The following is a 25,835-nucleotide window of genomic DNA, read 5'->3' as shown; positions in this document are numbered from 1 at the left end:
GCGGTGTGCTCCTCGATCCGTCTGACCGGCGTTTGGCCGGTGTGCTCAGGAGTTGCTCGGAGTGGTCGTGGGCTCAGCCGCGCCCCGGCCGCGCCGATCGCGGAGCCAGAGGGCGACGTAGACCAGGGCGACGAGAACGGGAACCTCGATCAGGGGTCCGACGACGCCGGCGAGGGCCTGGCCCGAGGTCACGCCAAAGGTGCCGATCGCCACGGCGATCGCGAGCTCGAAGTTGTTGCCCGCTGCGGTGAACGCCAGGGTCGAGGTCTTGGCGTACCCCAGTCCCAATCGTGCTCCCACGGCCCACGAGAGCGAGAACATGAGCACGAAGTAGGCCAGCAGCGGCACCGCGATGCGGGCAACGTCCCAGGGCTGGGAGGTGATCGCGTCGCCCTGGAGCGCGAACAGCATCACGATCGTGAACAGCAGCCCGTAGAGGGCCACGGGGCCGATCTTGGGCAGGAACCGGTCCTCGTACCACCCGCGGCCCTTGGTGCGCTCGCCGATGAGTCGTGTGAGGAACCCGGCAACGAGCGGGATGCCGAGGAAGATCAGGACGCTGATGGCGATCGCGCCGATCGAGAACTCTGCGGACGTGGTCTCCAGGCCCAGCCAGCCGGGCAGGGTCTGCAGGTAGAACCAGCCCAGGGCGGCGAAGGCCACGATCTGGAACACCGAGTTGATTGCGACGAGCACGGCGGCGGCCTCGCGGTCGCCGCAGGCGAGGTCGTTCCAGATCAGCACCATCGCGATGCACCGCGCCAGGCCCACGATGATCAGGCCGGTGCGGTACTCGGGCAGGTCGGGCAGCAGCAGCCACGCCAGCGCGAACATCAACGCCGGGCCGAGGATCCAGTTGAGCACCAGCGAGGAGACGAGCAGTCGCCGGTCACCCGTGACGCGGGAGGTCTCGGAGTAGCGGACCTTGGCGAGCACCGGGTACATCATCAGCAGCAGCCCGATCGCGATAGGCAGTGAGACCGATCCGATCTCGACGGCTTCGAGCGCCTCGTCGAGGCCGTCGATGGACCGTCCGAGCACCAGGCCGAGGGCCATCGCGGCGATGATCCACACCGGCAAGAAGCGATCCAGCGTCGAGAGCTTCCGCATGACGGGCGCCTCGGCCGCGGCGTCCGTGTGCTCAGAGGCGGACGGGGGTGTGGACTGGGGCGTGTGGGGCGCGGCGCTCATGCCGTTTCCGTTCGCGTGGGGGTGAGGGTGCGGGTGCGGGTGGCCCGGATGATGGCCGCGGAAGCCTGGTCGTGCACGCGGTGGGTCGTCTCGAGGGTGATCTGCTCCCAGCCGTTGGCGGCGAGAGCCTCGCGGTACTCGGCCTCGGTGAGCGCGCCGGCGATGCAGCCGGTGTAGGCGGCCATGTCGGCACGCGTGGCCTCGTCCATCTCTTCGTCGGCGACCACGTCCGAGACGGCGAGCCGTCCGCCGGGGCGGGTCACGCGTGCCGCCTCGCGGAGCACGAGGTTCTTGTCGGCGGCCAGGTTGATGACGCAGTTGGAGACGACGACGTCGACCGTGGCGTCGGGCAACGGGATGTCCTCAAGGTAGCCCTCGACGAACTCGACGTTCTCCGCGCCCGCCTCGGCCGCGTTCGCACGTGCGAGCTCGAGCATCTCGGTGGTCATGTCTAGCCCGTAGACCTTGCCGCTCGGCCCGACGCGGCGTGCCGAGATCAGCACGTCTCCGCCGGCGCCCGATCCCAGGTCCAGCACGGTCTCGCCCTCGTCGAGAGCGGCCACAGCAGTCGGGACTCCACAGCCGAGCGAGGCCTCGATCGCGGGCCCGCTGGCCTCGTCGCCGTCGTAGAGCCCGGCACCGAACACCGTGGCTCCGTCGCGCTCGTTGCCGCGGTAGACGTTGTCCTCCGTCGACAGCGCCGGGTTCGGTCCACAGCAACTAGCGTGAGCCTGCTTCGACCGCGCAGCCTCGGCGTACCGAGCCCGCACCGTCTCCCGCAGCGTCTCTGCCGACGACCGATCCGACACCTGGTCCGACATCTGCTGCTCTGACATCTCGGCCTCCAACTCAGTTTCCACACGCGGACTGGATCCCAACCGGGACCGAGGACCGTCCGGGTTAGTTCGACGTCCGTCGATGCAGGAGACACTGGCGCACTGATTCGGCGTCTGTCAATATGTCTCGGGTGAACCTCACCGCACCGCTCGTGGAGGAGTCGGATACCTCGCGCGCCACGACGAGTTTGTGCTGCGAGCCCGACGAGGCCGCCGAGACCGCCGCTGGCCTCAGCGCCGAGCAGGCAACCAACGCTGCGGGGATCTTCAAGGCACTGTCTGACCCGGTGCGCCTCCGGCTCTACTCGCGGATCGCCGGCGCCTCCGAAGCCGTATGTGTGTGCGACATCGACGACGTCGGCGTCTCGCAACCCACCGTGTCCCACCACCTCCGCAAGCTCCGCGAAGCCGGCCTCATCGACTGCGAGCGCCGGGGCACCTGGGTCTACTACTGGCCCGTCGCGAACGCGACGAGAGCCGCACACCTCGCGCTTTAGCGACGTCCGACGACGTCCGACGTGGCACGGCTCCGGACGCCGCACTCGACGTCCAGGTTCGAAACCCAAGACCGGAATCAAACCGGCTCAAAACCTCCCGGCAACCGAACGAGAGTTTTGAACCGCCTCATTGACCACTAGGAGCGGCGGCTCACTAACGACCGTTTGCGAGCCTGCCCGCTCGTCGCGCGCTGCAAGTGCGACCGGTCTGGGACCGGACAACGGGTCCTCCGAGCCTCTCGCTTCCCCAGGGGCGGCTGATGCTCTGATCGTCGACCCGTCGAGTACCCACATGTTTCTGACACGATCTGATCGGAGAACGTTCCGATCATGGAGACCTGGTACTTTCCCGCGAGCCGAGACTCGGACGCAGTCGCCGCCATCAACCACCCGGGTGGCCCGTCCTCGGAGGTCGCACGAGACCTCGTGCTCGCCGCTCCGGTCCGAGGGCCCGAGTTCACCTACGAACTAGCGGTGCTCGCCCGCCCGGTCGCGGGTCGAGGGGTGGACCTGGAAGATGCCGCCGGCGGTCTGCTGCGGCGCGAGGCAGGTCAGACGGTGGTCCTTTCCCGAACGCCGACAGAACTCATCAGCGCGCTCGCCGATCTGCCGGAGACGAAGATCGCGGATATGGCCGAGCAATGGGGAGAGAGCGTCAGACTCGCCGACCCCGCCGCAGCGCCTCAACACGTCGCCGACCTCAGGCGACTGGCCGCACTGGCGACCAACAGCCGCAGCGGATTCCTCCGGCGCCCCGCAGCGCTCTACTGCCTGGCCTACTCCTGACTGCAGGTCGGAGGCAGACGCCCGACGGCGGAGAGCGCTCCTGTCGCGCCTGATCCAAGGCACCCGGACCCGATCCGCGGGCGGGTGCGCAGCAGGGTGCCGGGCTGGCGACCACGCCAATCGATCGTCACGACCGAACACTCCGCGATCTGGGCCGCCTGCACCTGGGTCACCCACTCCGCCTGAGCACCGCTGACCTCCACGTGGCTGACCCGAGGAGGCGAGTGGCCCTGCCGGTCAGAGCGAGGAGTCGCCTTCTACACCCTTCGCGCAGGCGTACCCGTCCGTCGTCGACCACCCTCCCATTACCGGGGCCCTCCCTAGGCTCCTTGCATGACGGCGGACGCGACGACGGACGAGCGGATCGACACGGCAGCGAGCGCGTTCGGCGTCGACCGCCCGACCGACTGGCAGCGCGAGGCGCTGACGGCGGTCCTCGACGGTCGCGACGCGGTCGTGCTGGCGCCGACGGGGTCCGGCAAGTCGCTGGTGTACCTCGCCGCCAGCCGCCTCGTCGGCGGCTGGACGCTCGTGGTCTCGCCCCTGCTGGCGCTCCAGCGCGACCAGGTCGCGCACCTCGAGGAGGCCGAGGTCCGCGTCGAGAGCATCGACTCCACCCTGGCCAAGAGGCGCCGCGCCGAGGTGCTGGAGGCCGTCGGCCGGTGCGAGGTCGACCTCGTGTTCCTGGCGCCCGAGCAGCTCGCCAACGCCGAGGTCGCCGAGGCGCTCGCCGCCTGCCCGCCCGCCCTGGTCGCCGTCGACGAGGCCCACTGCGTCTCCGAGTGGGGCCACGACTTCCGCCCCGACTACCTGCGCTTGGGCGTGCTGCTGGACCGGCTCGACGGGGCGGGGCACCGGGCGGTACGCATCGCGACCACGGCCACCGCGGCGGCCCCCGTGCTGGAGTCGATCACCGCGCGGCTCGGTCTCGGCGACGCCGCCGTGGTCACCTCGGACCTGGCGCGCCCCAACCTGCGGCTCGACGTCGAGCAGGTGCCCGACGGCGACCGGCTCGACGAGCGGGCGCTCGAGCTCGCCGACCGGGGCGACGCCGACGGCCTGGCCCTCGTCTACGTCCGCACCCGCAAGCACGCCGAGCAGCTGGCCACCGCGCTGGCGGACCGCGGACGCCGCGCCGCCGCGTACCACGCCGGCCTGCGCCGCGCCGACCGCGAGGCCGTGCACGAGCGCTTCGACGGCGGCGAGCTCGACGTGCTCGTGGCGACCTCGGCGTTCGGCATGGGCATCGACAAGCCGGACGTCCGCCTCGTCGTGCACGCCGGCGCACCGGCCTCGGTAGACGACTACTTCCAGGAGATCGGCCGCGCGGGCCGCGACGGCGAGCCCGCCGACGTCGTGCTCCTGCACCGCCCCGAGGACCGCGCGCTCGGCCGCTTCTTCTCCGCGGGCGTGCCCCGCAAGGCGACCGTGCGCTCGGTGCTCGCCGCCGCCCGTCGCTGCGGCAGCCGGGAGCCGCGAGAGGTCGCCGAGGAGGCGGGGATCGGCACCGCGTCCGCCACCCGCGTGCTCAACCTCGCCGAGCTGGCGGGCGACGACGCCGGCGTCGAGGCCGTCCGCGAGGTCGCACGCGAGCGACGGCGCCTGGAGCAGTCGCGCGTGGAGATGATGCGGGAGTACGCCGAGACCCGCCGCTGCCGGTCCGCCTGGTTGCTCGGGTACTACGGGCAGTCGGCCGAGCCGTGCACCTCCTGCGACACGTGCCGCTCCGGCAGCGCCGCCGACGCGCCCGAGGTCGACGACGAGCGGCGCGGCGAGCGCGTGGTCCACGCCAGCTTCGGCACCGGCGTGGTCGTCGAGGCCGACGAGCACCAGACGACGGTGCTGTTCGAGGAGAACGGCTACAAGACCCTGTCGACCGAGCTGGTCGACGACCAGGAGCTGCTCGAGCCGGCCTGATCCGCAGCACGGCCCGCACCCCGGGACAGCACCCCACCGCCGCCACCCCCGGACCGGGGGTGGCGGCGGCGTCTCACACACCGGGCGTACGCCCGTGGCTCACCGCGAGCGCAGCGCCTCGAGCAGCGAGACCCGGCCGCCGGCGCGGAGCACCGCACCGCCGTAGACCCGGCCGCCGACCGCGAACGCGGCGACCGCGGTGCCGGCCGCGACGGCCAGCGACAGGGCGACCTGCCACACCGGCACGGTCTCGACCGCGAGGCGGGCCGGGAGGGCGAAGGTGTTGAAGAACGGCACGAGCGAGGCGACGTCGAACCAGATCGAGTCGGTGAACGAGAAGGTCAGGTAGACGGCCGCGACGATTGGCAGCAACACCACCGCGAAGGCCGGCTGCAGCACGCTGCTCAGCTCCTCCTGGCGCTCGACCCGGGCCGCGAGCCCGGCCATCAGCGTGCTGCAGGTGACGATGCTGAGCACGAGGCACACCACGCCGACGCCGAGCACGGTCCAGTTCAGCGACTCCAGGCTGGGCAGCGACCCGCGGATCGCCATCGCCAGGCCGGTGCCGACCAGCACGACCGACAGCTGGACCAGCGCGATCACGGTCGTGGCCAGCACCTTGCCGGCCAGCAGCTGCCACGGACGGACGCTGGAGAGCAGGATCTCCACGACGCGCGAGACCTTCTCCTGCATCACGTCGGTGGCCAGCGGGATGCCCCACAGCAGCACCAGCGCCAGGCCGATCGCGCCGACCGACAGGCCGAGCATGGCGTCGCCGATCGGGAACGCTTCGCCGACCTGCTCCACCTGCAGCGCCGCACCCGCGGCCGCCTCGGCGAGCACCGACGGGTCCACGCCCGCCTCGGTGGCGGCGTCGAGCAGCGCCTCGTCGCCGGCGACCGACGACAGGTAGGTGCCCAGCGTCGGCGCCAGGTCGTCCTCGACGAGCACGGTCAGCGCGCCGTCCTGCTCGAGCACCACGGCGTCGACGTCGCCGTCGGCGAGCAGGGCGGTCGCCTCGTCGCGGTCGGCGACCTCCCGCAGGGAGACGCCGGCGCCCTCGCCGCGCTCGGCGACCTCGGCGACCCCGTCGGCGAGCCCGCTGGTGGCGGCGCTGTGGCCGAGCGTGAGGTCGTCGTCGCCTCCGCTGCCGGTGACGAACGGACCGGCGAAGGCCATCAGGCCGAAGAGGAAGGTGCTGAAGAAGAAGGCGCCGGTGACGAGCTTGGTCGCCAGCTCGCGGCGGATGACGAGGCGTACGCCTCCGAAGCCCGCGACCCGGCGGGGGTCGCTGGTGACCTCGGGCCGCTCGGGCCGCTCGGGCCGCTCGGTGGTCGTGGGGGTCGAGGTGCTCATGCCGCCTGCTCCTTCTCGGTCGAGGTGGTGCCGGTGGGGCTGGTGCCGGTGGGGGTGGCCGCGCCGGCGGCGGGCGCCGCGACGTCGCGGTAGACGTCGGTCAGCGACGGGCGCCACGGGCGCAGCTCGTGCAGCTCGCCGGCCGCGCGGACCGCGTCGACGAGGTCGTCGAGGCGGGCGGTCGGCGCGAGGGTCACGACGGTGCCGTCGGTGCGGTGGTCGATGTCGGTGGCGAGGTAGGCCCACGCCGACTCCGGCGCCGTGGTGCGCAGCAGGTGCTGCTGACGCTCGTCGCCGGTCAGCTCGGCGACGGTGCCGGCCGCCACGACCCGACCGTCCTTGAGGACGCAGACCCGGTCGCAGAGGCGCTCGACGAGGTCGAGCTGGTGGCTGGAGAAGACGACGGGCACTCCGCGGCCCGCCTCGTCGCGCAGCACCTCGGCCATCACGTCGACGGCGAGCGGGTCGAGGCCCGAGAACGGCTCGTCGAGCACCAGCACGTCGGGGGCGTGGACGAGGGCGGCGGCCAGCTGGACCCGCTGCTGGTTGCCCAGGCTGAGGTCCTCGAGCCGGTTGTCGCGGCGCTCGTGGAGGCCGAGGCGGTCGAGCCAGTAGTCGGCCGAGCGGGCGGCCGTGCGGCGGTCGACGCCGTGCAGCTCCGCGAAGTACGCCAGCTGCTGGTGCAGCCGCATCGTGTCGTAGAGGCCGCGCTCCTCGGGCATGTAGCCCATGCGGGCCCGGTGGGCGGCGGTGACGCCCTCGCCGTCGACGGTGACGGAGCCGCTGTCCGGCTCGGTGACGCCGAGGACGATCCGCATCGACGTGGTCTTGCCGGCGCCGTTGCCGCCGACGTAGCCCAGCAGCTCGCCGCGGCGCACCTCGAGGCTCACGTCCTCGAGCACGCGGCGCTGCCCGTAGCTCTTGGTGATCCCGCTCAGCCGGAGCATCGCGGCCCTCCTCCCCGGCCCGGTCCGGGCCATCGGTGTCGGCGACCGGTCGGCCACCCGAGATGTCAGGACGCTAACAACGATCGTTGGGTTTACACAACACTTTGTCGGAATCATCTTCGGGAATGTCTTGATCTCCCGACGGAGCTGTGCGTAAGTTCGTCACATGGCCAGGAAGACCCAGGAGCGCGACGAGGGGAAGCGGATCTACAACCGCGTCAACCTCGTCCGCGTCGAGACCGGGATGTCACGTGCCGACCTGGCCGCCCAGGTCGGCGTGAACCCGCAGACGATCGGCGCCCTCGAGCGCGGCGACCACTACCCCAGCCTCCAGCTGGCGATGAGCATCTGCGAGGTCTTCGACCTCCCGATCGAGGCGGTCTTCAGCCGCGAGCCGTTCCGCTCGATCACGGCGGCCTACCGCCGCACCGACCCGACGACAGGAGACGCCCGATGACCGCCCCCACCACCCGAGGTCCGGCCGACCGGGCCCCGCTGGCGGTCGCCGTCGTCGGCGCCGGCGCGCTGTCGTGGCTCACGCTGGCCACGCTGAGCGCGCTCGGCCCCTGGTCGTGGGCGGCCACGCTGGCCACGCTCGTCTTCTGCGCCTGCTGGCTCGGCTCGCGCTTCCTCATCGGCGACATCGCCGAGAAGCGCCGCGGCGCCGTGGACGAGTACGAGCTGGAGCAGCGCGACCGGGCCCGCAACGTCGGCTACACCGCGACGCTCCTGCTCGGCGCCGTCGTGTTCGTCGTGCTGACTGTCGCGGTGAACCTGGCCGACGGCGGCGACGACGCCCTGCTCCGCACCGCCCCCGGGCTGGTCTTCTCGGCGCTCGTCGCCGGGGCGGCGCTGCCCTCGTACCTGCTGACCTGGCAGCTGCGCCACCAGCGCGACGACTGACCGGTCCGCCCGCAGGCACCGAACCCACCGCACGAGAGGAGACCACCATGACTCGCAGCACCTCGGCCCGCACCCTGGCCGATCTCGGACTCACCCTGCCCGAGGCACTGATGCCCTTCCTCCACACCGACGGCGGTCAGCCGTACCGCAGCGCCAAGCCCGACGCGCTCGCCGCGGCCGCCGAGCTCAGCGAGCTGGCCGCGCGCGGCGCCGTGCGCCTCGAGGACGACCACGTCGCCGCCGACGCCCCGACCGACGGCGGCCCGGGCGAGTCCGCCCGCGCCTGGATCGGCGACGTCACCGCGGAGCTCGCCCGCGGGCCCGTGAAGGTACGCACGTGGCTGCGCGGTCGCGACGCGCTCGCGGTCCAGCAGGCCGCGGCCGTCGAGCGAGGCCTGATGACCGAGGGCCGTGGCCGGCTGCTGGGCTTCGGCTACGACCGCCACGACGTCGAGCCCGGGGTGCGCGAACGCCTGCTGGCCACCGTGCTCGCCACCCCCGAGGACCCGCGCTCGCAGGCCCTGGCCAGCATCCTGGCGCGCTCGCACCTGCACCGGCGCCACGGGATCACCACCGAGGAGCGCCGCGAGCTGACCGCGATCGCGAAGAAGGCCGCGGACGGCCCGTTCCCCGAGCCGACGATGAGCGCGCTCGACCTGGCCCTGGTCACGGTCGTCTACACCTCGACGATCAGCGAGTGAGCCCGGCGGGGGCGGGCGCCACCCTCGAGACGCTCCCCAACGGGCTGCGGCTGCTGCTCGCGCCGGCGACGACCGCCGGCACGACGGCGGTCGCGGTCCACGCGGGCGTCGGGTTCCGCGGCGAGCCGGCGGACTCCTCGGGGCTGGCGCACCTGTTCGAGCACCTGATGTTCGCGGGCAGCGCGGGCGTGGAGCCGGGCGGCCACTTCGCCGCCGTCGAAGCCGTGGGCGGCGCGGTCGGCGGTCACACCCGCCACGACTACACCGAGCTGTTCGAGGTCGTGCCCGCCCACGCGGTCGACGAGGTCGTGCGCCTCGAGGTCGACCGCCTGGCCGGCCCGCGCCTCGACCCGGCGACCCTGGCCACCCAGGTCGAGGTGATCCGCGCGGAGATCGCCCAGCAGGTCGACGGCGTGCCCTACGGCGGGTTCCCGTGGCGCCACCTGCCGCCCGCGATGTTCGACACCTCCCCGCACGTGCGCGACGGCTACGGCGACGTCGCCGCGCTGCGCCGCGTCGGGGTGGACGACGCCGCCGCCTTCTTCGACCACTGGTGGGCGCCGGGGAACCTGGTCGTCACCGTCGAGGGGGACCTCGACCACCTCGACGTCGGGCGTACGCGCGAGCTGCTCTCCGCCCTGCCCGCCCGCGCCGTGCCGCCCGCGACGCCGCTCGCCGAGCCCGCCCTCGCGGCCGACCGCCACCTCGAGGTCGCCGCCGCGAACGTCCCGGCCCCCGTGTGGGCGGCCGGCTTCCGGCTGCCCGACCCCGCGCTCTCGCCGCGGCTGCACGGCGCGTGCACGGCGCTCGCCGGCCTGCTGCCCGCCCAGGAGCCCGCGCTGCGGGTCTCGGCGCGCAGCGGCTGGTACGGCGTGCCCCTCGACGCCCGCGACCCCGACGTGCTGGTGCTCTCCACCCACCCGCGGCCCGGCGTCGACGGCGCGCCGCTGCTCGCCGCGATGCGCGACCTCCTCGCCGCGTGGGCGCCCGGGGCCGCGACGCCCGCGCTGCTCGGCACGGCCCGCACACGGCTGGCCCTGGGCGAGTACGCCCGCGGCGAGCGGCTCGCGCACCGCGCCCGCCGCCTCGGGGCCGCCACGCTCCTGCTCGGCAGCACCGACGTCCTCGCGAGCGCCGACCCCACCACCTGCCTCGACCGCGACCTGCTGGGCGAGGCGGCGGCGTACCTGCTCGACCAGCACGCGGGCACCGTGCTCGTGACGCCCGGCCCCGCCGGCTCCCCCGCCACGACACCCGGAGGCGACTCGTGAGGATCCCCGACCACCACGCCCGGCGGACCTCGGCGGCCTCCGGCAGCGTCGACGTCGTGGCCGTCGACTGGCCGGGCGCGCCCTTCGCCGAACTGCGCCTCGTGCTGCCCTCGCGACGCACCGACGCGCGCACCACCGCACTCGCCCACCTGACCGGCCGGCTGCTGGCGCTGCACCCCGACGACGCCGACGCGGGCGCCGCCACGGAGCGGATGCTGCGGGCCGGCGGACGGCTCGGCACCACCCCGCTCGTGGACCGGGTGACCGTGGCCGCGACCGTGCCCGCCGACGGCGTGGTCGCGACGGTGGCCGACGTCGTGGACCGGGTGCGGCGCCGGACGTGGCGGCCCGAGGCCGTCGCGGGGCTGCTGCGGGCGGAGCTGACGCTGCAGCAGCAGGTCGCGGGCTACCGCGAGGTCGACGTGCAGGCGGCCGTCGCGCGGCGACGGTGGGGCGCGGAGCACCCGTACGCCCACGGCGTCCTGCGGCCCGCGATGCTGGCGGACCTCGCGGTCGACGACCTGGTCGAGGACCTGGCCGGCCCCGCCGCGGAGCAGGCCGTCACCCTGCACGGCGCGACCGTGCTGGTGGTCGGCGACCTCGGCGCCGCCGGCACGGACCCCGCCGACCTCGCCGCCCGGCTCGTCGCCGTGCTCGAGCAGGCCCCGCCGCCGCGGCCGCTGCCCCCGCTGCCCGCCGCCCGGCCCGATCCCGGCCACGAGCGGCTCCCCGCCTCCCCCGGCGCCACCGGGCTGCTGCGGGTCGTCACCCCCGCGCCCGTGCGCCAGGACCCCGACCACCCGGCGGCGCTGGCGGCCGGGATGGTGCTGGGCGGCTACTTCGGCTCACGGCTCAACCGGGAGCTGCGGGAGCGCCGCGGCTACGTGTACGGCGTCAGCTGCGGCTTCGAGGTGCTCGCCGACGCGGCCAGCCTCGTGCTCTCGCTCGACTGCACCGACGACCGGATGGACGGCGTGCGCAGCGAGGTGCACGCCACCCTCGACGACCTCGTGACCCACGGCCCGACGCCGGCCGAGCTGGCCGCCGCGACGGCGTACTCCACCAACGCCGCGACCGTCGGCATCTCCAGCCCGGCCGCCCTCGCCTCGGCGGGCTCGGCGGTGGTCCTCGGCGGCGACGACCTCGGGATGTGGGAGCGGCACGCGGCCCGCGCACGGGCGCTGACCTCGGCCGACGTGGCCGCGGTGGCCGCGCGACACCTCCGTGCGGAGGTGCGGGTGGAGGTGGTCTCTCCCACCTCCGACGGAGATCGCTGATCGGTCGCTGGCCCGAGGCCCGGCGAGGCCTCGCGTCCCTAACGTTCTGGATGTCGGGCCGCAGGGGTCCGCCGAACCGAACCGGAAGGACGACATCATGACGACGCAGGACCTCATCGCCGGGTACGCCGCCTACACCGACGCCGCCGAGCTCGGCCAGGTCGACGACGCCGCCGCGATCACCCCCACCACCTCCACCGCCTCGTCGGCGCCGTGCGCCGCCAGCGTCGCCAGCGCGACCGCCTCGATCGCGCTGACCATCAAGGACGCCTGCTGAACGGGCCGGCGATGAGCACCCAGGACCTGGTCGCGGGCTACGCCGCGTACACCGACGCCGCCGAGCTCGGCCCCGTCGACGACGCCGCCGCCGTCACGCCGACCGTCACGTCCTCGGCCCCCTGCGCAGCGGGCCTCGCCGCGTCCGTCGCGTTCACCGTCGACGCCGCCTGCTGAACCCCCACCCCACCCACCGAAGGAGAGCACCATGAGCACCCACGACCTGATCGCCGGCTACGCCGCCTACACCGAGGCCTCCGAGCTCGGCCACGCCGACGACGCCGCCGCCGTCACCCCCACCACCGCCACCACGTCGTCGGCCGGCTGCGCCGCGAGCGTCGGCGCGTCGATCTACTTCACGGTGTCGAAGGGCTGCTGACCGCAGCACCACGACATCCCCGTCGAAGGGCCCCGGGCGATCCGCCCGGGGCCCTTCGACGTGCTCGGGGTGGGGCGGCGGCTGGCCGCCGGCGCCCGCGCGGGAAAGAAAACGCGGACCCGCTCGGAGAAAACGCGGACGGAGGCGGTCCCCCGGGCTGTCGCCGTCCGCGTTCTCCCGTCCTCGGTCCGCGTTTTCTCTGCCCGGGTTACGCGCGGGCGTCAGCCCCGGTGCGGCAGGTCGACCAAGGCCTCGACGTCCGGGATGTACGTGATCGCGTCCCGGGGCAGCTCGGCGTGCGCTTCGAGGGCGCGCCGGACCGTCGGGGGCACGCCCGGAGCCTCGAGCTCCACCCAGATGCCGGACCGGTCGGCCCGTGGCCCGACACTGACGATCCCGATCCGCTCACCCTCGGAGCTCTCGATGACCGCATCGACCGCCGCGGCCAGGTGCTCGTCGGAGTACACCAGCAGCGGGAGCGGCTGCGGCCCGTCCTCGTAGTCCGGCGACTCGTTCCCCGGGGTGCACGCGACGAGGGCCAGGCACGCGGACGCCGCGAGCAGTCGTCGTCCCCCGCGCATGGCGCCCCCTCGTGTCCGACCCGTCCCGGAGGAAGCGTGCCGCCCCGGGTCGAGGCGTACCGGACGAACAGCACGAGCAGCGGCGAACGCACGCTGAACAGCTGTCCCTCGACCCGCATCGGCCGGGCGACCGACACGCGGATCGGCGGCGCGGACGAACCTCGCAGATCGGCCGCTCGGGCGATGGGGAGCGACGCCGCCGCTTCCTAACGTCCTTCTCGTAACGCAGAGCCGGCGAGACCGGCACGAACAGCAGGACCCAGCAGCACCCAGCACCACCCCAACTCACACACACTCACACGAGGGAGAACCACCATGAGCACCAAGGACCTGATCGCCGGTTACGCCGCCTACACCGACGCCGCCGAGCTCGGCCACGCCGACGACGCCGCCGCGATCACCCCCACCACGACCGCCACGACCTCGTCGTCGTTCTGCGTCGCGACGTCCGCCGCGGTCATCAGCGCCTCGGTCGACAACACGTTCGACCACGGCTGCTGAGCGGGGCTCCGATGAGCACCCGCGACCTGATCGCCGGCTACGCCGCGTACACCGAGGCCGCCGAGCTCGGCCAGGCGGGCGACGCCCCCGCGATCACGCCGACCACGACGGTCACCACGTCGTCGACGTTCTGCGCCGCGAGCGCCTCGGCCATCTCGGCCGCGTCGGTGGACAACACCATCGAGCACGGCTGCTGACCACCCGGTCGGCCGATCCGGCTCGCTCCTCGAGGGCGATCCCCGCTACGGCGGGGGTCGCCCTCGGTGGCATTTCGGGCGCGACACGGAGCAACGGCGCAGGCGTACGCCCGTCTCCGCCGCAGGGCGGAGGGCGTCGGCGGCACGGCCGACCACCCAGGATCGCCGCCGCAGGCGACGCCCCCGCCGGCCGTGATTCCTAGCGTGGACGTCGTCCGGTCGACCGGCCGGGAGAACCCCATCGCACCGCACCAGGAGGAACCATGAGCACCCAGCAGCTCATCGCCGGCTACGCGGCGTACGCCGACCCCGGCGCCATCTCGGCCGAGGCGTCCGGCCCCGGCCGGATCACCCCGACGACCGTCCCGGTCCCCACGCCGACCATGCCCAGCACGTCGTGGATCTCGCCCCTCACGCCGGGACAGCCCTGATCATGTCCGCCACGAACGTCCGCGAGCGCCGGCGCGACCGCGTCGCCGTGCTCCGTCCGCTGCTGCGCGACCGGGCCGGGCTGATCGCCCTGCTCGGCGCGCTGCAGGCGCTCAGCGTCGCCGGCAACCTCGCGCTGCCGCTGCTGAACGCCCGGCTGATCGACGAGGGTGTCGCCGAGGGCGACATCGGCGCGATCTGGCAGGCGGGCGCGCTGATGCTGGCCCTCGGGGTCGGGCAGCTGCTGATCGCCGGCGTCGCCGTCGCCCTGGCCGCCCGGATCTCGACCGGCATCGCCTCCGACCTGCGCTCGCGGACGTTCGCGCACACCATGCGGCTCGGCGCCGCCGAGCTGCGGCGCTTCGGCCCCGGTTCCCTGCTCACGCGCTGCAGCAACGACGTGATGCAGGTCCAGGTGCTGCTGCTCGCCCTGTGCACCGTGGTCGTGGTGGTCCCCCTGACCGCCGCCGGCGCCGTCGTCCTCGCCGCCCGCGAGGACCCGCAGATGCTCGGCGTGATGGCGATCGCCGCCCCCGCCCTGCTGCTGGTCGTGAGCCTCTTCGCGATCGTCGCGATGCCCGGCTTCCGCCGCCTGCAGCCCCTCATCGACAAGGTCAACGGCGTCCTGCGCGAGCAGCTCGTCGGCCTGCGCTCGACCCGCGTCTTCGGTCGCCAGGAGCACGAGCAGCGCCGCTTCGACGAGGTCCACGACGACCTCATCGCCACCTCGCGCCGCGTCGGCATCCTCTACCTCTCGCTCGGCCCCGTCGTCATGCTGACGATGAACGCCGCCGCCGTCCTGGTGGTCTGGTGGGGCGGGCACCGCGTCAGCGACGGCTCGCTCGGGGTCGGCTCGGTGACCGCGATCGTCGCGTACCTCCTGCAGCTCATGTCCGCCGTCATGATGGCGTCGTCGATCGTGATGCTGCTGCCCCGCGGTCGCGTCAGCCTCACCCGGATCCGCGAGCTCCTCGGCACCCGCCCGGCGCTCGACGTGGCCGCCGAGGCGCGTGCCGCCGCGCAGGCCGCGGCCCCCGTGCGCCCGGTGCGTACGCCCGGCGCCACCGCCGCGCCCGGCCTGCGGGCCACGGGCCTCACCCACACCCTCGACGGCGCCCGCGAGCCGGTCGTCGCCGACGTCGACCTCACCCTGGCGCCCGGGCGCCGGGTCGCGCTGGTGGGACCGACGGGCTCGGGGAAGTCGACCCTGCTGGCCCTGCTGGCGCGCCACCTCGCGCCGACCTCCGGATCGGTACGCCTGGACGGCACCGACCTGGCCGACCTCCCGCGCTCCGAGGTGCGCCGCCGCGTCGTGCTGGTGCCCCAGCAGGCGCGCCTGTTCACCGGGACCGTCCGCGACAACCTGCTCCTCGGCGCCCGCCTGGGCGGCCGGGACACCGCGAGCACCCCCGACGCCGAGCTCCACGAGGCGCTGGCCGCCGCGGCCGCGGACGACGTGGTCGCCGCGATGCCCGAGGGGCTCGACACCGTGGTGCTGCCCGGCGGCGCCAACCTCTCCGGCGGCCAGCGCCAGCGCCTGGCGCTCGCCCGCGCGCTGCTCGTGCGCGCCGACGTCTACCTGCTCGACGACGTCGACTCCGCGGTCGACGCCGGCACGGCCACGCTGCTGCGCGACGGCCTCGCCGCGCGTACCGAGGGGGCGGCCGTCCTCAGCGTCACCAGCCGCGTCCCGCTGGCCCGCGACGCCGACGAGGTCCTCGTGCTCGACCGCGGCCGCGTCGTGGCCCGCGGCCACCACGACGCCCTGCTGGCCGACGACCCCGTCTACGCCGACCTGCTCGGCGCCCACCCGCTGCAGGAGGAACTCGTATGAAGCGCATCCTGAGCCGTCGCACCGCCCCCGCGGCCGAGGCGGGCCCGCCGGCCCCGCGCGTCGGGGTCCGCGAGCGGTACGGGCCGCTGCTGTCGCTGCTGCGCCCGGTACGCCTGCAGGTCACCGTCGTCGTCGCGCTGACGCTGGCGGCGGTCGCCCTGACGGTGCTCGGCCCACTGGCGCTCGCCCGGGCCACCGACCTGCTCTTCGACGGCTTCCTGGGCTCGCAGCTGCCGGCCGGGATGAGCCGGGCCGAGGTGGTCGAGGGCCTGCGCGACTCCGGCCAGGGCACCTTCGCCTCCGTGGTCTCGGCGTCCGACGCCGTGCCCGGGCAGGGCATCGACCTGGGCGCCGTGGCCCGCGAGCTGTCCCTGGCCGCCGTGCTCTACCTGTCCGCCGCGCTGCTGCAGCTGAGCGCCGGCTTCGGCGTGAACCGTGCGATCCACCAGGTCATCCACGACCTGCGTCGCCGCGCGGAGCAGAAGGTGCAGCGCATGCCGGTGCGCGCCGCCGACGGCGCGGCCCGCGGCGACCTGCTCTCCCGGGTCACCAACGACGTCGACAACGTGACCTCGTCGATGACCCAGACGCTCGGCCCGCTGCTGACCTCGGCCACGACGATCCTCGCGGTGCTCGCCGCGATGCTGCACCTCTCGCCGCTGCTGACCCTGACGGTGGTCGCGACCCTGCCGCTGGTCGGGCTCGCGACCCGCGCCCTGATCCGTCGCTCGCAGCCGCGCTTCGTGGCGCAGTGGCAGGAGCTCGGCGCGCTGACCAACCACATGGAGGACTCGATCAGCGGCCACGACGTGGTCGTCGCCTTCGACGACGTCGACGACCGGGTCGCGACGTTCGAGCAGGTCAACGACCGTCTCGCCACGGAGACCGCGAGCGCGCAGACCGTGAGCGGCCTGGCCACCCCGCTGGCCTCGTTCGTCGGCAACCTCGGCTACGTCGCCATCTGCCTGGTCGGTGGCCTGCGGGTCGCGAGCGGGCAGATGACGGTGGGCTCGGTGCAGGCGTTCGTGCAGTACGGCCGCCAGTTCTCCACCCCCGTCGCCGAGATCTCCGGCCTGCTCAACGAGCTGCAGTCGGGCGTCGCATCCGCCCTGCGGATCGCGGAGCTGCTCGACGCCGAGGAGGAGGACGCGGGCGAGGTCGGTGACTGGGAGACCGAGGGCGAGATCGTCGTGGAGGACGTGTCGTTCGGCTACGGCGAGACGCCGGTCCTCGCGCATGTCGACCTGCGCCTGGCGCCCGGCGAGACCGTGGCGCTGGTCGGTCCCAGCGGTGCCGGCAAGTCGACGCTGGTCGACCTGCTGCTCCGCTTCCGCGAGCCCGACGCCGGCCGCGTGCTGCTCGACGGGCGCGACACGGCCGACCTGTCCCTGGCCGACCTGCGCAGCCGCTTCGGCACCGTGCTGCAGGACACCTGGCTCAGCGACGACACCATCGCCGCCAACATCGCCTACGGCCGCGAGGGCGCGACCGAGGCGGAGGTGGCCGAGGCCGCCCGCCGTGCCGGCGTCGACTCGTTCGCCGACACCCTGCCCGACGGTCTCGCGACCGAGGTGGGCACGGACGGCTCCCGGCTCTCCGCCGGCCAGCGCCAGCTGGTCGCGATCGCCCGGGCGTTCCTCGCCGATCCCGACGTGATGGTGCTCGACGAGGCGACCTCGTCCGTCGACAGCCGCACCGAGCGGGTCGTCCAGGGAGCGCTCGCCGAGCTGCGGGCGGGGCGCACCTGCCTGGTCATCGCGCACCGGCTCTCCACGGTGCGCGACGCCGACCGGATCGTCGTCCTGGACGCCGGCCGCGTCGTGGAGCACGGCACGCACGACGAGCTGATGGCGGCGCGCGGGGCGTACCGCTCCCTGCACGACGGGCGCGCGCTCGTCGCGGCCTGAGGCGGACGTCCACCCCCGGTGTCGGAGACCGGCGTCCGAGACCGGCGTCCGAGGCCGCGCGGAATGCCTCGGGCGCCGTGGCGTTGGGACCGGACGGAACTGGACACCGACGAAGGAGCACCTGTGACGACCTCCCCGCTCGACCTCGGCCCCGTGACCCTGGGCGGCAACGTGTTCGCCTGGACCGCCGACCGCGACGCCTCGTTCGCCGTGCTCGACGCGTGGCTGGCCGCCGGCGGCCGCTCGATCGACACCGCGGACATGTACCCCCAGTGGGTGGACGGCCGCTCCATCGGCGACTCGGAGCGGATCATCGGCGAGTGGGTCGCCGACCGCGGCGTGCGCGACCAGGTCGTCATCGCCACCAAGGTCGGCCAGGGCGAGGGGCGCGAGGGCCTGGCCCCGGCCAACGTCCGCACCGCGCTCGAGGAGTCGCTGGAGCGGCTGCGCACCGACCGGGTGGACCTCTACTACGCCCACGTCGACGACGAGACCGTGCCGCAGGAGGAGTACGTCGCCGCGTTCGGCGCCCTCGTCGCCGAGGGCAAGGCCCTGCACCTGGGCGCCTCGAACTTCTCGGCCGAGCGCCTGCGCTCCGCCGTCGCGCTGGCCGCCGACCAGGGCGTCGCGACCTTCACCGTCAGCCAGGACCGCTGGAACCTGCTGGCCCGCGAGATCGAGACCGACCTCGTGCCGACGCTGACCGAGCTCGGCATCACGGAGTCCCCGTACTCGGCGCTCGCCAGCGGCTTCCTCACCGGCAAGTACGCCCCCGGCGCCACGGTCGACTCGCCCCGCGCGGGCGCGGCCGGGCGGTACGCCGAGAAGCCCGAGGCCGCACGCGTCGTCGCGGCGCAGGCCGAGATCGCGGCCGCCCACGGCGTGACGCCGAGCGCCGTCGCCCTCGCCTGGCTGCGCGCCCAGCCCGTGGTCTCCGCCCCGATCGCCAGCGCCCGCAGCACCGAGCAGCTGCCCGCCCTGCTCGAGGCGTTCACGCTCGAGCTGAGCGCGGACGAGGTCGCCGCGCTGTCCTGACCGGCGCGACGGGCCGGGGCCGGACCACACCCAGACCCACATCCCCACCCGGACCCACACCCGGAAGAAAACGCGGACCGCCGCCGAGAGAACGCGGACCGGGAGACCCACCTGACGCTCCCCGGTCCGCGTTCTCTCTCGACCGGTCCGCGTTTTCTTCCGGACGCCGCCCCTCCGCCGGCCACCCGGCCGGCGACCGCTGAATCCGGCAGCGCCCGATCCGACCGCATCGGGCACGATCGGTCGGGTCCGGCGCGCCCTCGGCCTCCTACCGTCGGTGACGTCCGTCGGGTCCTCCGACGGGCCGGAGGAGGGAGAGCGCATGATCGCCGAGCTCGGCACCGTGCTGGACCGCGTCGAGGAGCTGATCGCGGTGCCCGGCGGCGAGCTGGACGTCGCGGCGCTGGCGCGCGAGGTGCACACCACCGAGTACCACCTGCGCCGGATGTTCTCCTCGCTCGCGGGCCTGCCGCTCTCGGAGTACGTCCGCCGCCGGCGGATGACCCTGGCCGCGGCCGACCTCACGGGAGGCACCGACGACCTGCTGACGGTCGCGGTGCGTCACGGGTACGGCTCCACCGAGGCCTTCGGTCGCGCCTTCCGTGCCGTGCACGGGGCCCGGCCGGCGGACGTACGCCGCGACGGCGGTCCGGTGCGCGCCCAGTCCCGCCTCCGCTTCCACCTCACCGTCGAAGGGAGCGAGCCCATGGACGTCCACGTCCACGACCTGCCCGCGTTCCGGCTGCTCGGACCCACGGTCCGCGTGCCGCTGATCCACCACGGGGTCAACCCGCACATCGCCGCGTTCCTCGAGTCGCTGCCCCGCGGCACCGACGCCGCGCTGGCCGCCGCGGGGGCGCAGCACGGCGGCGTCCCGGACGGCCCGACCGGCACCCTCGCCGTCAGTGACGGCGTCGACCCGGACGGCACCGAGGGGTCGATGCTGACCTACCAGCACGGCATCGCGGTGCCCGCGGGTACGCCCGCCGAGGTCACCGACCTGCCGGGTCCGCCGGGCTCCGTCGTGATCGAGGCCATCGACGTGCCGGCCGGGACGTGGGCGGTGTTCGCGTCGTCCGGACCGTTCCCCGACGCCCTGCAGGACGTGTGGGCGCGTACCGCCACCGAGTGGTTTCCCTCGCAGCCCTACCGCCAGCGCCCCGGGCCGTCCCTGCTGGCCGCCGAGTACGACTGGTCGGACCGGTCCGCACCGCGCGCCGCCGCCCGGCTCTGGCTGCCGGTCGAGCGCGCCTGAGGCGTCCGGACCCACACCCGGGAGAAGACGCGGACCGTCGACCGGAGAACGCGGACCGGGTCGCCCCCTGAGCGCCGCCGGGTCCGCGTTTTCTTCCGGTGCTCTGCCCGGGTGCCCGCGGGTGCGCCCGGCATCCCCGCATACGCCCGGGTTTGGCCGCCCCGCCCCGGGCGCACACTGGCCGCCGGACGCGAGGCGAGGAGGGCCGATGGACGACCTGATCATGCTGCTGATCGTGCTCGGGGCGATCGTGCTGGTCGGCGGCGTCGCCGTGGCGATCTCCCTGTGGGTGGGGCGGCACCGCTACGAGACGCTCGACGAGGCCCGGCGCCGCCGCGAGCGACGCGACGGCTCCGCCCCGCCCGACCCGATGCCGACGAGCTTCGACTGAGCCGGGCGGCCGGCGGCCGGGCTCAGCCGGCGTACGGCGTGCCGAACTCGCCCGCGTACGCCACCTCGCCCACGCCGTGGCGCACCCGCTCCTTGGCGTGGCGGCCCTGCAGGTCCTCGTCGGCCTCGGCGACGAGCTCGTCGCCCGCGACGTAGCCGATCGCGATCCCGGTCATGACGCGGTACGCGGGCGGGAAGCCCAGCCCGCGGGCCACCGCGTCGTGGTCGAAGCCGGCGAACTGGTGGGTGTGCAGGCCGCTGGCCTGCGCCTGCAGCGTCAGGTGCGCGACGGACTGGCCGAGGTCGTAGAGCGCGAAGTCGCCCATCGGCTTGCGACCCTCCCACTCCTCGACGAGCGTCGCGGCGACGACGACGACCGGCGCGGTCGGGACCCACCCGGAGTTGCCGCGGCTCAGCGCGTCGCGCACGACGTCGTGGGCGGGCGTGCCGCGGCGGACGACGACGTACGCCCACGGCTGGCTGTTGCCGGTCGACGGCGCCCAGGCGGCGGCCGCGAGCAGGCCGTCGAGCACGTCGGACCCGACCGGCCGCTCGGTGTCGAACACGGCCGGGCTCCAGCGCGAGCGCATCGGCTCGGCGATCAGCTCGGCGCCGGGGCGGGGGGCGCGGACGAGGGTCTCCTGCGTCGTGGTCATAGGTCCGATTGTGCGCATCCGGGGCCCGAGTACCGAGCCCGGGGCGGCCGATGCGGCGGAGGTCACAGACCGATCGTTTTGCACTCTTGGATTCGTAGTGCAAACTTGCACTTTGTGAGCCCGAGTGCAGACAACCCCACGTCCTCCGGTCGCGCCGGCAAGCGCGAGGAGACCGCGACCCGGATCATGCTCGCGGCGCAGCAGCTCGCCGCCGACCGTGGTCTCGACGGCTTCACCATGGACGAGCTCGCCGACGCGGCGGGGGTCTCCCGGCGCACGCTGTTCAACTACTTCCCGTCGAAGGTCGACGCCTGCCTGGGCCCGCCGCTGGGCCTGCCCGAGGAGGCCGTCGCGGCGTTCCGGGCCGGAGGGCCGACCGGCGTGCTGAGCACCGACCTCGAGCACGTGGCCCGCGCCGTGCTCACCTACGAGCAGCCCAGCCGCGACGAGCTCCTGCTGCACCGTCGGCTCTTCCAGATCCCCCGCCTCGTCGAGGCCTCCCACGAGCGCTTCGTCGAGCTGGCCGGCGAGCTGCAGGACGCGATGCAGGAGCGCGACGGCGGACAGCCGACCGACCCGGCGACCGCGCTGCTCGCCGTGCGCCTCCTGGTGCTCGTCTTCGACACCGCCCTCGACGCCAGCATCGCCGGCGACGACACCCCGCTGCCGGACCTCTTCTCGCGCTACCTCGCGACCGCCCGGTCGCTGCTCGCCTGACCGATCCGCCTGACCGACCCGCCCGACCGACCCGCCCGCCCACCTCGCAGCACCCCGACAGGAGCACCTCGATGGCCAACCTCCTCTACCGGCTCGGAAAGACCGCCTTCCGGCGGTGGCCGGTCTTCATCGGCGTCTGGGTCGTCGCGCTCGTCGCGGTCGGCGCCACCGCGCTGGCGATCTCGAAGCCGACCAGCAGCACGTTCACCATCCCGGGCATCCCGTCCGAGCGGGCGAGCGAGCTCCAGCAGGAGCTGTTCACCGACGCCGACGACGCCATGAACGACACCTCGGTGACCGTCGCGGTGGCCGTGCCGGAGGGCGAGCAGCTCACCGACCCGGCGTACGCGGACCGCATCGCGGCGCTCGTCGAGGACATCGCGGCGAGCCCGCAGGTGCTGGTCGACGAGGCCGCCCCGGTGCTCGACCCGACCACCGCCGCGGCCGCGCAGGAGGAGGCCCTGGCCGCCGGCGGCGCGTCGCCCGAGGACGTCGCCGCGCTCTCGCCGGTCGACCCCGACGGCCGGGTCGGCCTCATCACCTTCGAGTTCGACGTCGACCAGCCCACCGACATCGAGCCGGCCAGCCAGGAGGCGATCTTCGACATCATCGAGGACGCCGCGGGCGACGGCCTGCAGGTCGAGGCCAACGGCCCGGGCCTGCAGCTGATGGAGTTCAGCGCCGCGTCCGAGCTGATCGGCATCGCGGTCGCGCTCGTCGTGCTCGTGCTGACCTTCGGCTCGCTGGTCGCCGCCGGCCTCCCGATCGTCACGGCGATCATCGGCGTCGCGCTGACGTCGCTGGGCGTCACCGCCATGACGGCGTTCACCGACATCAGCGACATGACGCCGATCCTCGCGGTGATGATCGGTCTGGCGGTCGGCATCGACTACGCCCTGTTCATCCTCGCCCGCTACCGCAGCGAGCTGCAGCGCACCGACGACCGGGAGGAGGCGACGGGCATCGCGGTCGGCACGGCCGGGTCCGCCGTCGTGTTCGCCGGGCTCACGGTGCTCATCGCCCTCGCGGCGCTCGCCGTCGTGCGCATCCCCTTCCTCACCGCGATGGGTGTCGCCGCCGCCATCGGCGTCGCGCTCGCCGTGCTCGTCGCCCTCACGCTGCTGCCCGCCGTGCTGGGGATGCTCAAGGCGAAGGCGTTCGGCGGCGTGGTCCGCCGCTACGACCCGACCCGCGACGAGCAGGGCCGGATCGTCAACAACGGCGTGCGGTGGGCCCGACTGGTCGGCCGCTCGCCGATCGCCGCGGTCGCCCTGGTCGTGGTGGCGCTGGGCGCGCTGGCGATCCCGATGCAGAACCTGCAGCTCGCCCTGCCGAGCGACTCGACCAGCCCGAGCAGCACGACGCAGCGCCAGGCCTCGGACATGATCAGCGGCGCGTTCGGCGAGGGCCGCCAGGCCCCGCTGCTCGTGGTCGCCGACGGCCGCGACGTCGCGGACGACGCCGAGCGGCAGGCCGCGTTCGGCGAGGTCGTCGCCTGGGCCCAGTCGCAGGACGACGTGCAGCACGCCCAGATCGTCGGCACCAACGCCGCGCCGGAGGGCGACCCCGCGGCCGCGACCGGCGCGACGATCCTCATCACGCCGGAGTCCGGCGCCGAGGACCCGGCCACCCAGCAGCTGCTGACCGACCTGCGCGACTCGCAGGGCGGGGTGGAGTCGGAGACCGGGCTCGAGCTCGGCGTGACCGGCATGACCGCGATCGCCGTCGACGTCTCCGACCGGCTCGACGACGCGCTGCCCGTCTACCTCGTCGTCGTCATCGGCCTGGCGTTCCTGCTGCTGGTGCTGGTGTTCCGCTCGCTGCTCGTGCCGCTGACCGCCACGCTCGGCTTCCTGCTGACGGTCCTCGCGACGCTGGGCGTCACGGTGCTGGTCTTCCAGGAGGGTGCGCTCGGCCTGGTCGAGGGCCAGCCGCTGGTCAGCTTCATGCCGATCTTCCTGGTCGGCGTGGTGTTCGGCCTGGCGATGGACTACCAGGTGTTCCTGGTGACGCGGATCCGCGAGGCGCACGTGCACGGCGCCGACTCCGTGGAGGCGGTGATCGACGGGTTCCGCAACTCGGCCCGCGTCGTGGCCGCCGCCGCGGTCATCATGATGGCGGTCTTCGCGGCCTTCATGCTCATGGACATGTCGTTCATCAAGGCGATGGGCTTCGCGCTGGCGACCGCGGTCTTCATCGACGCCTTCGTCGTGCGGATGACGCTGATCCCGGCGCTGATGTACCTCATGGGCGAGAAGGCCTGGTGGCTGCCGTCGTGGCTGGACCGGATCCTGCCCCGCGTCGACGTCGAGGGCGAGAGCCTGGAGCGCGGGCCCGACCCGCACCGCGTCGAGGAGCGCACCCCGGCCGGGGTCTGACCGACCGGCCGCACCACCGGTACGCACGAGCGCCCCGGACCCTGCTGGGTCCGGGGCGCTCGTGTGTGGTGCGCGTCAGTTCGTCGGGGACTCCGCGAGCTCGACGGTGGCGCTCTGCTCCTCGCCGTTGCGCTCCCAGGTGATCTCGACCTGGTCGCCCGGCTCGTTCGCGGCGACCGCGGCGGCGAGGTCGTCGTACGTCCGCACGGTCTCGCCGTCGACGGACGTGATCACGTCGCCCTCCTGGAGCCCGGCCTCGGCGGCCGGGGTGCCCTCGTCCGCACGGACGACGAGCGCCTCGCCACCGGAGGGGTCGATGCCCACGCCGAGGTACGCGGAGGGGCCGATCACGACGCCGTCGCCCTCCTCGCCGTCGAGCACCCGCTGGACGATGTCGAGCGCCTCGTCGATCGGTCGGGCGTAGCTCGTGCCGCCGCCCTCCTCGACCGCCTGCGCGGGGGTCGCCGAGGTCGGGCCGCCGCCACCGCCGTTGGTGGCCGCCGCCGCGGTGCTGATGCCGAGCACCTCACCGTCCTCGTCGAACATCGGGCCGCCGGAGTAGCCCGGGACGACGGCCGCGTCGGTCTCGATCAGGCCGGTGATCTCGGTGCGGTTGCCGTTGTACTGGTCCGTGGTGGTGATGTCCTCGTCGAGGCCGGTGACCTCGCCGCGCACCTCGGACAGGAAGCCCTGGCCGCCCGCGTTGCCCAGCGCCGCGACCTGGTCGCCGATCTCGACACCGCCGTCGTCGTCGATGGTGACGGTGTCGAGCCCGCTCGCGTCCTCGAGCTGCAGCACCGCGACGTCCGCGGTGGCGTCGTAGCCGACCACGTCGGCCGTGTACTCCTCCTCCGTGGCCGCGACGATCACCTGCACCTCCTCGGAGCCGTCGACGACGTGGTAGTTCGTCAGCGCCAGCCCGTCGTCGGTCAGCACCATCGCGGTGCCCGCGCCCTCGCCGCCGGCGACCGCGGTCTGCACGAGCAGCACGCCGGCGTCGGAGACCTCGCCCCCGTCCGAGGTGTCCTCGGTGCTGCCGGAGCCGCGGTCGATCAGGTCGTCGATGTCGGTGCCGCTGCCGGGACTGGTCTCGCCCGAGCCGCCGGACGTCTGCTGCGTGTCGTCCTGCGCGTGCAGGACGACCGGGACCGCGACCGCGACACCGAGGGCCGCGCCGGCCAGACCGCCGCCGACCGCGGCGAGCCAGCCGCCACGCCGCTTGCGCGGGGGCTGCTGCGGCGGGTACTGCCCGCCGTAGCCGGGGTACGCCCCGTACGCCTGCGGGCCGCCGGGACCGCTAGGACCCGGCTGGCCGGGGTACGCACCGGGCTGCGCCGAGGCGTACGCCCCCGGCGGCGGGGCGCCGTAGACCGGCAGGGCCGCGGTGTCGTGCGGCTGTGGCTGCTGCGGGGACTGCTGCGGGGAGTGCTGCTGGGGGCCGGGCGGCGGGAAGCCGCCGGCGTGGCCGGCCTGCTGGTGGCCGGGGCGACCGGGCTCACCGGGCTGCGGAGGCAGCGGACGCATGTCGTTCATGGCAACCAGTGCACCTCCGTCGGCTACACGGCCCGTGAGGAGACTCTGTGAATCACATGTGAGGTCGGGGCCGAGGCCGAGGCGT

General features: G+C 74.1%; 28 protein-coding genes. 21 read left to right on the top strand and 7 right to left on the bottom strand.

The features are described 5' to 3' along the window. Positions 1–45: 45 nt before the first annotated feature. A complete protein-coding gene (gene arsB / locus RDV89_RS08600) occupies positions 46–1,110 on the bottom strand; it encodes an ACR3 family arsenite efflux transporter (RefSeq protein WP_315732551.1) in 1,065 nt (354 codons plus the stop codon). Between the two features lie 77 nt (positions 1,111–1,187). Further along, complete coding sequence (gene arsM / locus RDV89_RS08595) at positions 1,188–2,069, bottom strand: arsenite methyltransferase (protein WP_315732550.1); 882 nt, start codon at positions 2,067–2,069, stop codon at positions 1,188–1,190. 89 nt (positions 2,070–2,158) lie between these two features. Here arsM and RDV89_RS08590 point away from each other — a divergent pair, with 89 nt between their 5' ends. The 3 genes from RDV89_RS08590 to RDV89_RS08580 all read left to right on the top strand — a co-directional run bounded on the left by RDV89_RS08590 (position 2,159) and on the right by RDV89_RS08580 (position 5,227). Then, entirely contained in the window at positions 2,159–2,524 is a 366-nt protein-coding gene (locus RDV89_RS08590) for an ArsR/SmtB family transcription factor (RefSeq protein ID WP_315732549.1), read from the top strand. Between the two features lie 330 nt (positions 2,525–2,854). Beyond that, positions 2,855–3,310: a hypothetical protein gene (locus tag RDV89_RS08585; RefSeq protein ID WP_315732548.1), complete on the top strand. Its 456-nt coding sequence runs from the start codon at positions 2,855–2,857 to the stop codon at positions 3,308–3,310. A gap of 333 nt (positions 3,311–3,643) precedes the next feature. Next, positions 3,644–5,227 (top strand): RecQ family ATP-dependent DNA helicase, encoded by a 1,584-nt coding sequence (locus RDV89_RS08580; protein ID WP_315732547.1) that lies wholly within the window; start codon positions 3,644–3,646, stop codon positions 5,225–5,227. 99 nt (positions 5,228–5,326) lie between these two features. On the opposite strand, the gene RDV89_RS08575 is transcribed toward RDV89_RS08580, so the two are convergent. Both RDV89_RS08575 and RDV89_RS08570 read right to left on the bottom strand, forming a co-directional pair. Beyond that, positions 5,327–6,583 (bottom strand): ABC transporter permease, encoded by a 1,257-nt coding sequence (locus RDV89_RS08575; RefSeq protein ID WP_315732546.1) that lies wholly within the window; start codon positions 6,581–6,583, stop codon positions 5,327–5,329. Further along, positions 6,580–7,530, bottom strand: a complete 951-nt coding sequence (locus RDV89_RS08570; RefSeq protein ID WP_315732545.1) for an ABC transporter ATP-binding protein — start codon at positions 7,528–7,530, stop codon at positions 6,580–6,582. Before RDV89_RS08570 ends, RDV89_RS08575 begins: the two co-directional genes overlap by 4 nt. Positions 7,531–7,696: 166 nt before the next feature. Here RDV89_RS08570 and RDV89_RS08565 point away from each other — a divergent pair, with 166 nt between their 5' ends. The 8 genes from RDV89_RS08565 (at position 7,697) to RDV89_RS08530 (ending at position 12,337) form a co-directional block, all read left to right on the top strand. Next, on the top strand, positions 7,697–7,987 hold the full coding sequence (locus RDV89_RS08565) for a helix-turn-helix transcriptional regulator (RefSeq protein ID WP_315732544.1): 291 nt from the start codon (positions 7,697–7,699) through the stop codon (positions 7,985–7,987). Further along, positions 7,984–8,433: a hypothetical protein gene (locus RDV89_RS08560; RefSeq protein WP_315732543.1), complete on the top strand. Its 450-nt coding sequence runs from the start codon at positions 7,984–7,986 to the stop codon at positions 8,431–8,433. The genes RDV89_RS08565 and RDV89_RS08560 overlap by 4 nt, the downstream gene beginning before the upstream one ends. A gap of 47 nt (positions 8,434–8,480) precedes the next feature. After that, positions 8,481–9,134 (top strand): GPP34 family phosphoprotein, encoded by a 654-nt coding sequence (locus tag RDV89_RS08555; protein ID WP_315732542.1) that lies wholly within the window; start codon positions 8,481–8,483, stop codon positions 9,132–9,134. After that, positions 9,131–10,405 (top strand): M16 family metallopeptidase, encoded by a 1,275-nt coding sequence (locus RDV89_RS08550; protein ID WP_315732541.1) that lies wholly within the window; start codon positions 9,131–9,133, stop codon positions 10,403–10,405. The genes RDV89_RS08555 and RDV89_RS08550 overlap by 4 nt, the downstream gene beginning before the upstream one ends. Beyond that, positions 10,402–11,682, top strand: a complete 1,281-nt coding sequence (locus RDV89_RS08545) for a M16 family metallopeptidase (RefSeq protein ID WP_315732540.1) — start codon at positions 10,402–10,404, stop codon at positions 11,680–11,682. Before RDV89_RS08550 ends, RDV89_RS08545 begins: the two co-directional genes overlap by 4 nt. Positions 11,683–11,779: 97 nt before the next feature. Next, on the top strand, positions 11,780–11,959 hold the full coding sequence (locus RDV89_RS08540) for an LxmA leader domain family RiPP (protein ID WP_315732539.1): 180 nt from the start codon (positions 11,780–11,782) through the stop codon (positions 11,957–11,959). Positions 11,960–11,970: 11 nt separating this feature from the next. Next, on the top strand, positions 11,971–12,135 hold the full coding sequence (locus RDV89_RS08535; protein ID WP_315732538.1) for an LxmA leader domain family RiPP: 165 nt from the start codon (positions 11,971–11,973) through the stop codon (positions 12,133–12,135). 31 nt (positions 12,136–12,166) lie between these two features. Beyond that, on the top strand, positions 12,167–12,337 hold the full coding sequence (locus RDV89_RS08530) for an LxmA leader domain family RiPP (RefSeq protein WP_315732537.1): 171 nt from the start codon (positions 12,167–12,169) through the stop codon (positions 12,335–12,337). A gap of 221 nt (positions 12,338–12,558) precedes the next feature. On the opposite strand, the gene RDV89_RS08525 is transcribed toward RDV89_RS08530, so the two are convergent. Further along, complete coding sequence (locus tag RDV89_RS08525) at positions 12,559–12,918, bottom strand: hypothetical protein (RefSeq protein WP_315732536.1); 360 nt, start codon at positions 12,916–12,918, stop codon at positions 12,559–12,561. 315 nt (positions 12,919–13,233) lie between these two features. Between RDV89_RS08525 and RDV89_RS08520 the strand changes: the two genes are divergently transcribed. The 8 genes from RDV89_RS08520 (at position 13,234) to RDV89_RS08485 (ending at position 20,467) form a co-directional block, all read left to right on the top strand. Beyond that, entirely contained in the window at positions 13,234–13,419 is a 186-nt protein-coding gene (locus tag RDV89_RS08520; RefSeq protein WP_315732535.1) for an LxmA leader domain family RiPP, read from the top strand. Positions 13,420–13,430: 11 nt separating this feature from the next. Next, the gene (locus RDV89_RS08515; RefSeq protein ID WP_315732534.1) at positions 13,431–13,616 is read left to right on the top strand and encodes an LxmA leader domain family RiPP; all 186 of its coding nucleotides are present in this window, start codon (positions 13,431–13,433) and stop codon (positions 13,614–13,616) included. A 263-nt stretch (positions 13,617–13,879) separates the two neighbouring features. Next, on the top strand, positions 13,880–14,047 hold the full coding sequence (locus RDV89_RS08510) for an LxmA leader domain family RiPP (protein ID WP_315732533.1): 168 nt from the start codon (positions 13,880–13,882) through the stop codon (positions 14,045–14,047). 2 nt (positions 14,048–14,049) lie between these two features. After that, positions 14,050–15,879, top strand: a complete 1,830-nt coding sequence (locus RDV89_RS08505) for an ABC transporter ATP-binding protein (protein WP_315732532.1) — start codon at positions 14,050–14,052, stop codon at positions 15,877–15,879. Further along, on the top strand, positions 15,876–17,786 hold the full coding sequence (locus RDV89_RS08500) for an ABC transporter ATP-binding protein (RefSeq protein WP_315732531.1): 1,911 nt from the start codon (positions 15,876–15,878) through the stop codon (positions 17,784–17,786). The genes RDV89_RS08505 and RDV89_RS08500 overlap by 4 nt, the downstream gene beginning before the upstream one ends. Before the next feature lie 123 nt (positions 17,787–17,909). Beyond that, complete coding sequence (locus RDV89_RS08495; RefSeq protein WP_315732530.1) at positions 17,910–18,821, top strand: aldo/keto reductase; 912 nt, start codon at positions 17,910–17,912, stop codon at positions 18,819–18,821. Between the two features lie 322 nt (positions 18,822–19,143). Further along, entirely contained in the window at positions 19,144–20,076 is a 933-nt protein-coding gene (locus RDV89_RS08490; RefSeq protein ID WP_315732529.1) for an AraC family transcriptional regulator, read from the top strand. A 208-nt stretch (positions 20,077–20,284) separates the two neighbouring features. Next, a complete protein-coding gene (locus tag RDV89_RS08485; RefSeq protein WP_315732528.1) occupies positions 20,285–20,467 on the top strand; it encodes a hypothetical protein in 183 nt (60 codons plus the stop codon). A gap of 22 nt (positions 20,468–20,489) precedes the next feature. Here RDV89_RS08485 and RDV89_RS08480 read toward each other — a convergent pair whose 3' ends face one another. Then, positions 20,490–21,122: a nitroreductase family protein gene (locus RDV89_RS08480; RefSeq protein WP_315732527.1), complete on the bottom strand. Its 633-nt coding sequence runs from the start codon at positions 21,120–21,122 to the stop codon at positions 20,490–20,492. A gap of 114 nt (positions 21,123–21,236) precedes the next feature. Between RDV89_RS08480 and RDV89_RS08475 the strand changes: the two genes are divergently transcribed. Beyond that, positions 21,237–21,839, top strand: a complete 603-nt coding sequence (locus RDV89_RS08475) for a TetR/AcrR family transcriptional regulator (RefSeq protein ID WP_315732526.1) — start codon at positions 21,237–21,239, stop codon at positions 21,837–21,839. Between the two features lie 71 nt (positions 21,840–21,910). Continuing rightward, the gene (locus RDV89_RS08470) at positions 21,911–24,217 is read left to right on the top strand and encodes an MMPL family transporter (protein ID WP_315732525.1); all 2,307 of its coding nucleotides are present in this window, start codon (positions 21,911–21,913) and stop codon (positions 24,215–24,217) included. Positions 24,218–24,292: 75 nt separating this feature from the next. On the opposite strand, the gene RDV89_RS08465 is transcribed toward RDV89_RS08470, so the two are convergent. Next, entirely contained in the window at positions 24,293–25,750 is a 1,458-nt protein-coding gene (locus RDV89_RS08465) for a S1C family serine protease (RefSeq protein ID WP_315732524.1), read from the bottom strand. Between the last annotated feature and the right edge of the window lie 85 nt (positions 25,751–25,835).

Source organism: Nocardioides imazamoxiresistens, from assembly GCF_032378595.1.
In the GTDB taxonomy this organism is placed as follows: domain Bacteria; phylum Actinomycetota; class Actinomycetes; order Propionibacteriales; family Nocardioidaceae; genus Nocardioides; species Nocardioides imazamoxiresistens.
Note: the sequence above shows the minus strand (reverse complement) of the source record. Positions and strands in the feature narration are given on the sequence as shown.

Excerpts from the sequence above, each read along its gene's own strand:
- arsB (WP_315732551.1), bottom strand. The coding sequence starts at position 1,110 with ATGCGGAAGCTCTCGACGCTGGATCGCTTCTTGCCGGTGTGGATCATC.
- RDV89_RS08585 (WP_315732548.1), top strand. The coding sequence starts at position 2,855 with ATGGAGACCTGGTACTTTCCCGCGAGCCGAGACTCGGACGCAGTCGCC.
- RDV89_RS08580 (WP_315732547.1), top strand. The coding sequence starts at position 3,644 with ATGACGGCGGACGCGACGACGGACGAGCGGATCGACACGGCAGCGAGC.
- RDV89_RS08575 (WP_315732546.1), bottom strand. The coding sequence starts at position 6,583 with ATGAGCACCTCGACCCCCACGACCACCGAGCGGCCCGAGCGGCCCGAG.
- RDV89_RS08570 (WP_315732545.1), bottom strand. The coding sequence starts at position 7,530 with ATGCTCCGGCTGAGCGGGATCACCAAGAGCTACGGGCAGCGCCGCGTG.
- RDV89_RS08565 (WP_315732544.1), top strand. The coding sequence starts at position 7,697 with ATGGCCAGGAAGACCCAGGAGCGCGACGAGGGGAAGCGGATCTACAAC.
- RDV89_RS08560 (WP_315732543.1), top strand. The coding sequence starts at position 7,984 with ATGACCGCCCCCACCACCCGAGGTCCGGCCGACCGGGCCCCGCTGGCG.
- RDV89_RS08555 (WP_315732542.1), top strand. The coding sequence starts at position 8,481 with ATGACTCGCAGCACCTCGGCCCGCACCCTGGCCGATCTCGGACTCACC.
- RDV89_RS08540 (WP_315732539.1), top strand. The coding sequence starts at position 11,780 with ATGACGACGCAGGACCTCATCGCCGGGTACGCCGCCTACACCGACGCC.
- RDV89_RS08535 (WP_315732538.1), top strand. The coding sequence starts at position 11,971 with ATGAGCACCCAGGACCTGGTCGCGGGCTACGCCGCGTACACCGACGCC.
- RDV89_RS08530 (WP_315732537.1), top strand. The coding sequence starts at position 12,167 with ATGAGCACCCACGACCTGATCGCCGGCTACGCCGCCTACACCGAGGCC.
- RDV89_RS08525 (WP_315732536.1), bottom strand. The coding sequence starts at position 12,918 with ATGCGCGGGGGACGACGACTGCTCGCGGCGTCCGCGTGCCTGGCCCTC.
- RDV89_RS08520 (WP_315732535.1), top strand. The coding sequence starts at position 13,234 with ATGAGCACCAAGGACCTGATCGCCGGTTACGCCGCCTACACCGACGCC.
- RDV89_RS08515 (WP_315732534.1), top strand. The coding sequence starts at position 13,431 with ATGAGCACCCGCGACCTGATCGCCGGCTACGCCGCGTACACCGAGGCC.
- RDV89_RS08510 (WP_315732533.1), top strand. The coding sequence starts at position 13,880 with ATGAGCACCCAGCAGCTCATCGCCGGCTACGCGGCGTACGCCGACCCC.
- RDV89_RS08505 (WP_315732532.1), top strand. The coding sequence starts at position 14,050 with ATGTCCGCCACGAACGTCCGCGAGCGCCGGCGCGACCGCGTCGCCGTG.
- RDV89_RS08500 (WP_315732531.1), top strand. The coding sequence starts at position 15,876 with ATGAAGCGCATCCTGAGCCGTCGCACCGCCCCCGCGGCCGAGGCGGGC.
- RDV89_RS08490 (WP_315732529.1), top strand. The coding sequence starts at position 19,144 with ATGATCGCCGAGCTCGGCACCGTGCTGGACCGCGTCGAGGAGCTGATC.
- RDV89_RS08485 (WP_315732528.1), top strand. The coding sequence starts at position 20,285 with ATGGACGACCTGATCATGCTGCTGATCGTGCTCGGGGCGATCGTGCTG.
- RDV89_RS08480 (WP_315732527.1), bottom strand. The coding sequence starts at position 21,122 with ATGACCACGACGCAGGAGACCCTCGTCCGCGCCCCCCGCCCCGGCGCC.
- RDV89_RS08470 (WP_315732525.1), top strand. The coding sequence starts at position 21,911 with ATGGCCAACCTCCTCTACCGGCTCGGAAAGACCGCCTTCCGGCGGTGG.
- RDV89_RS08465 (WP_315732524.1), bottom strand. The coding sequence starts at position 25,750 with ATGAACGACATGCGTCCGCTGCCTCCGCAGCCCGGTGAGCCCGGTCGC.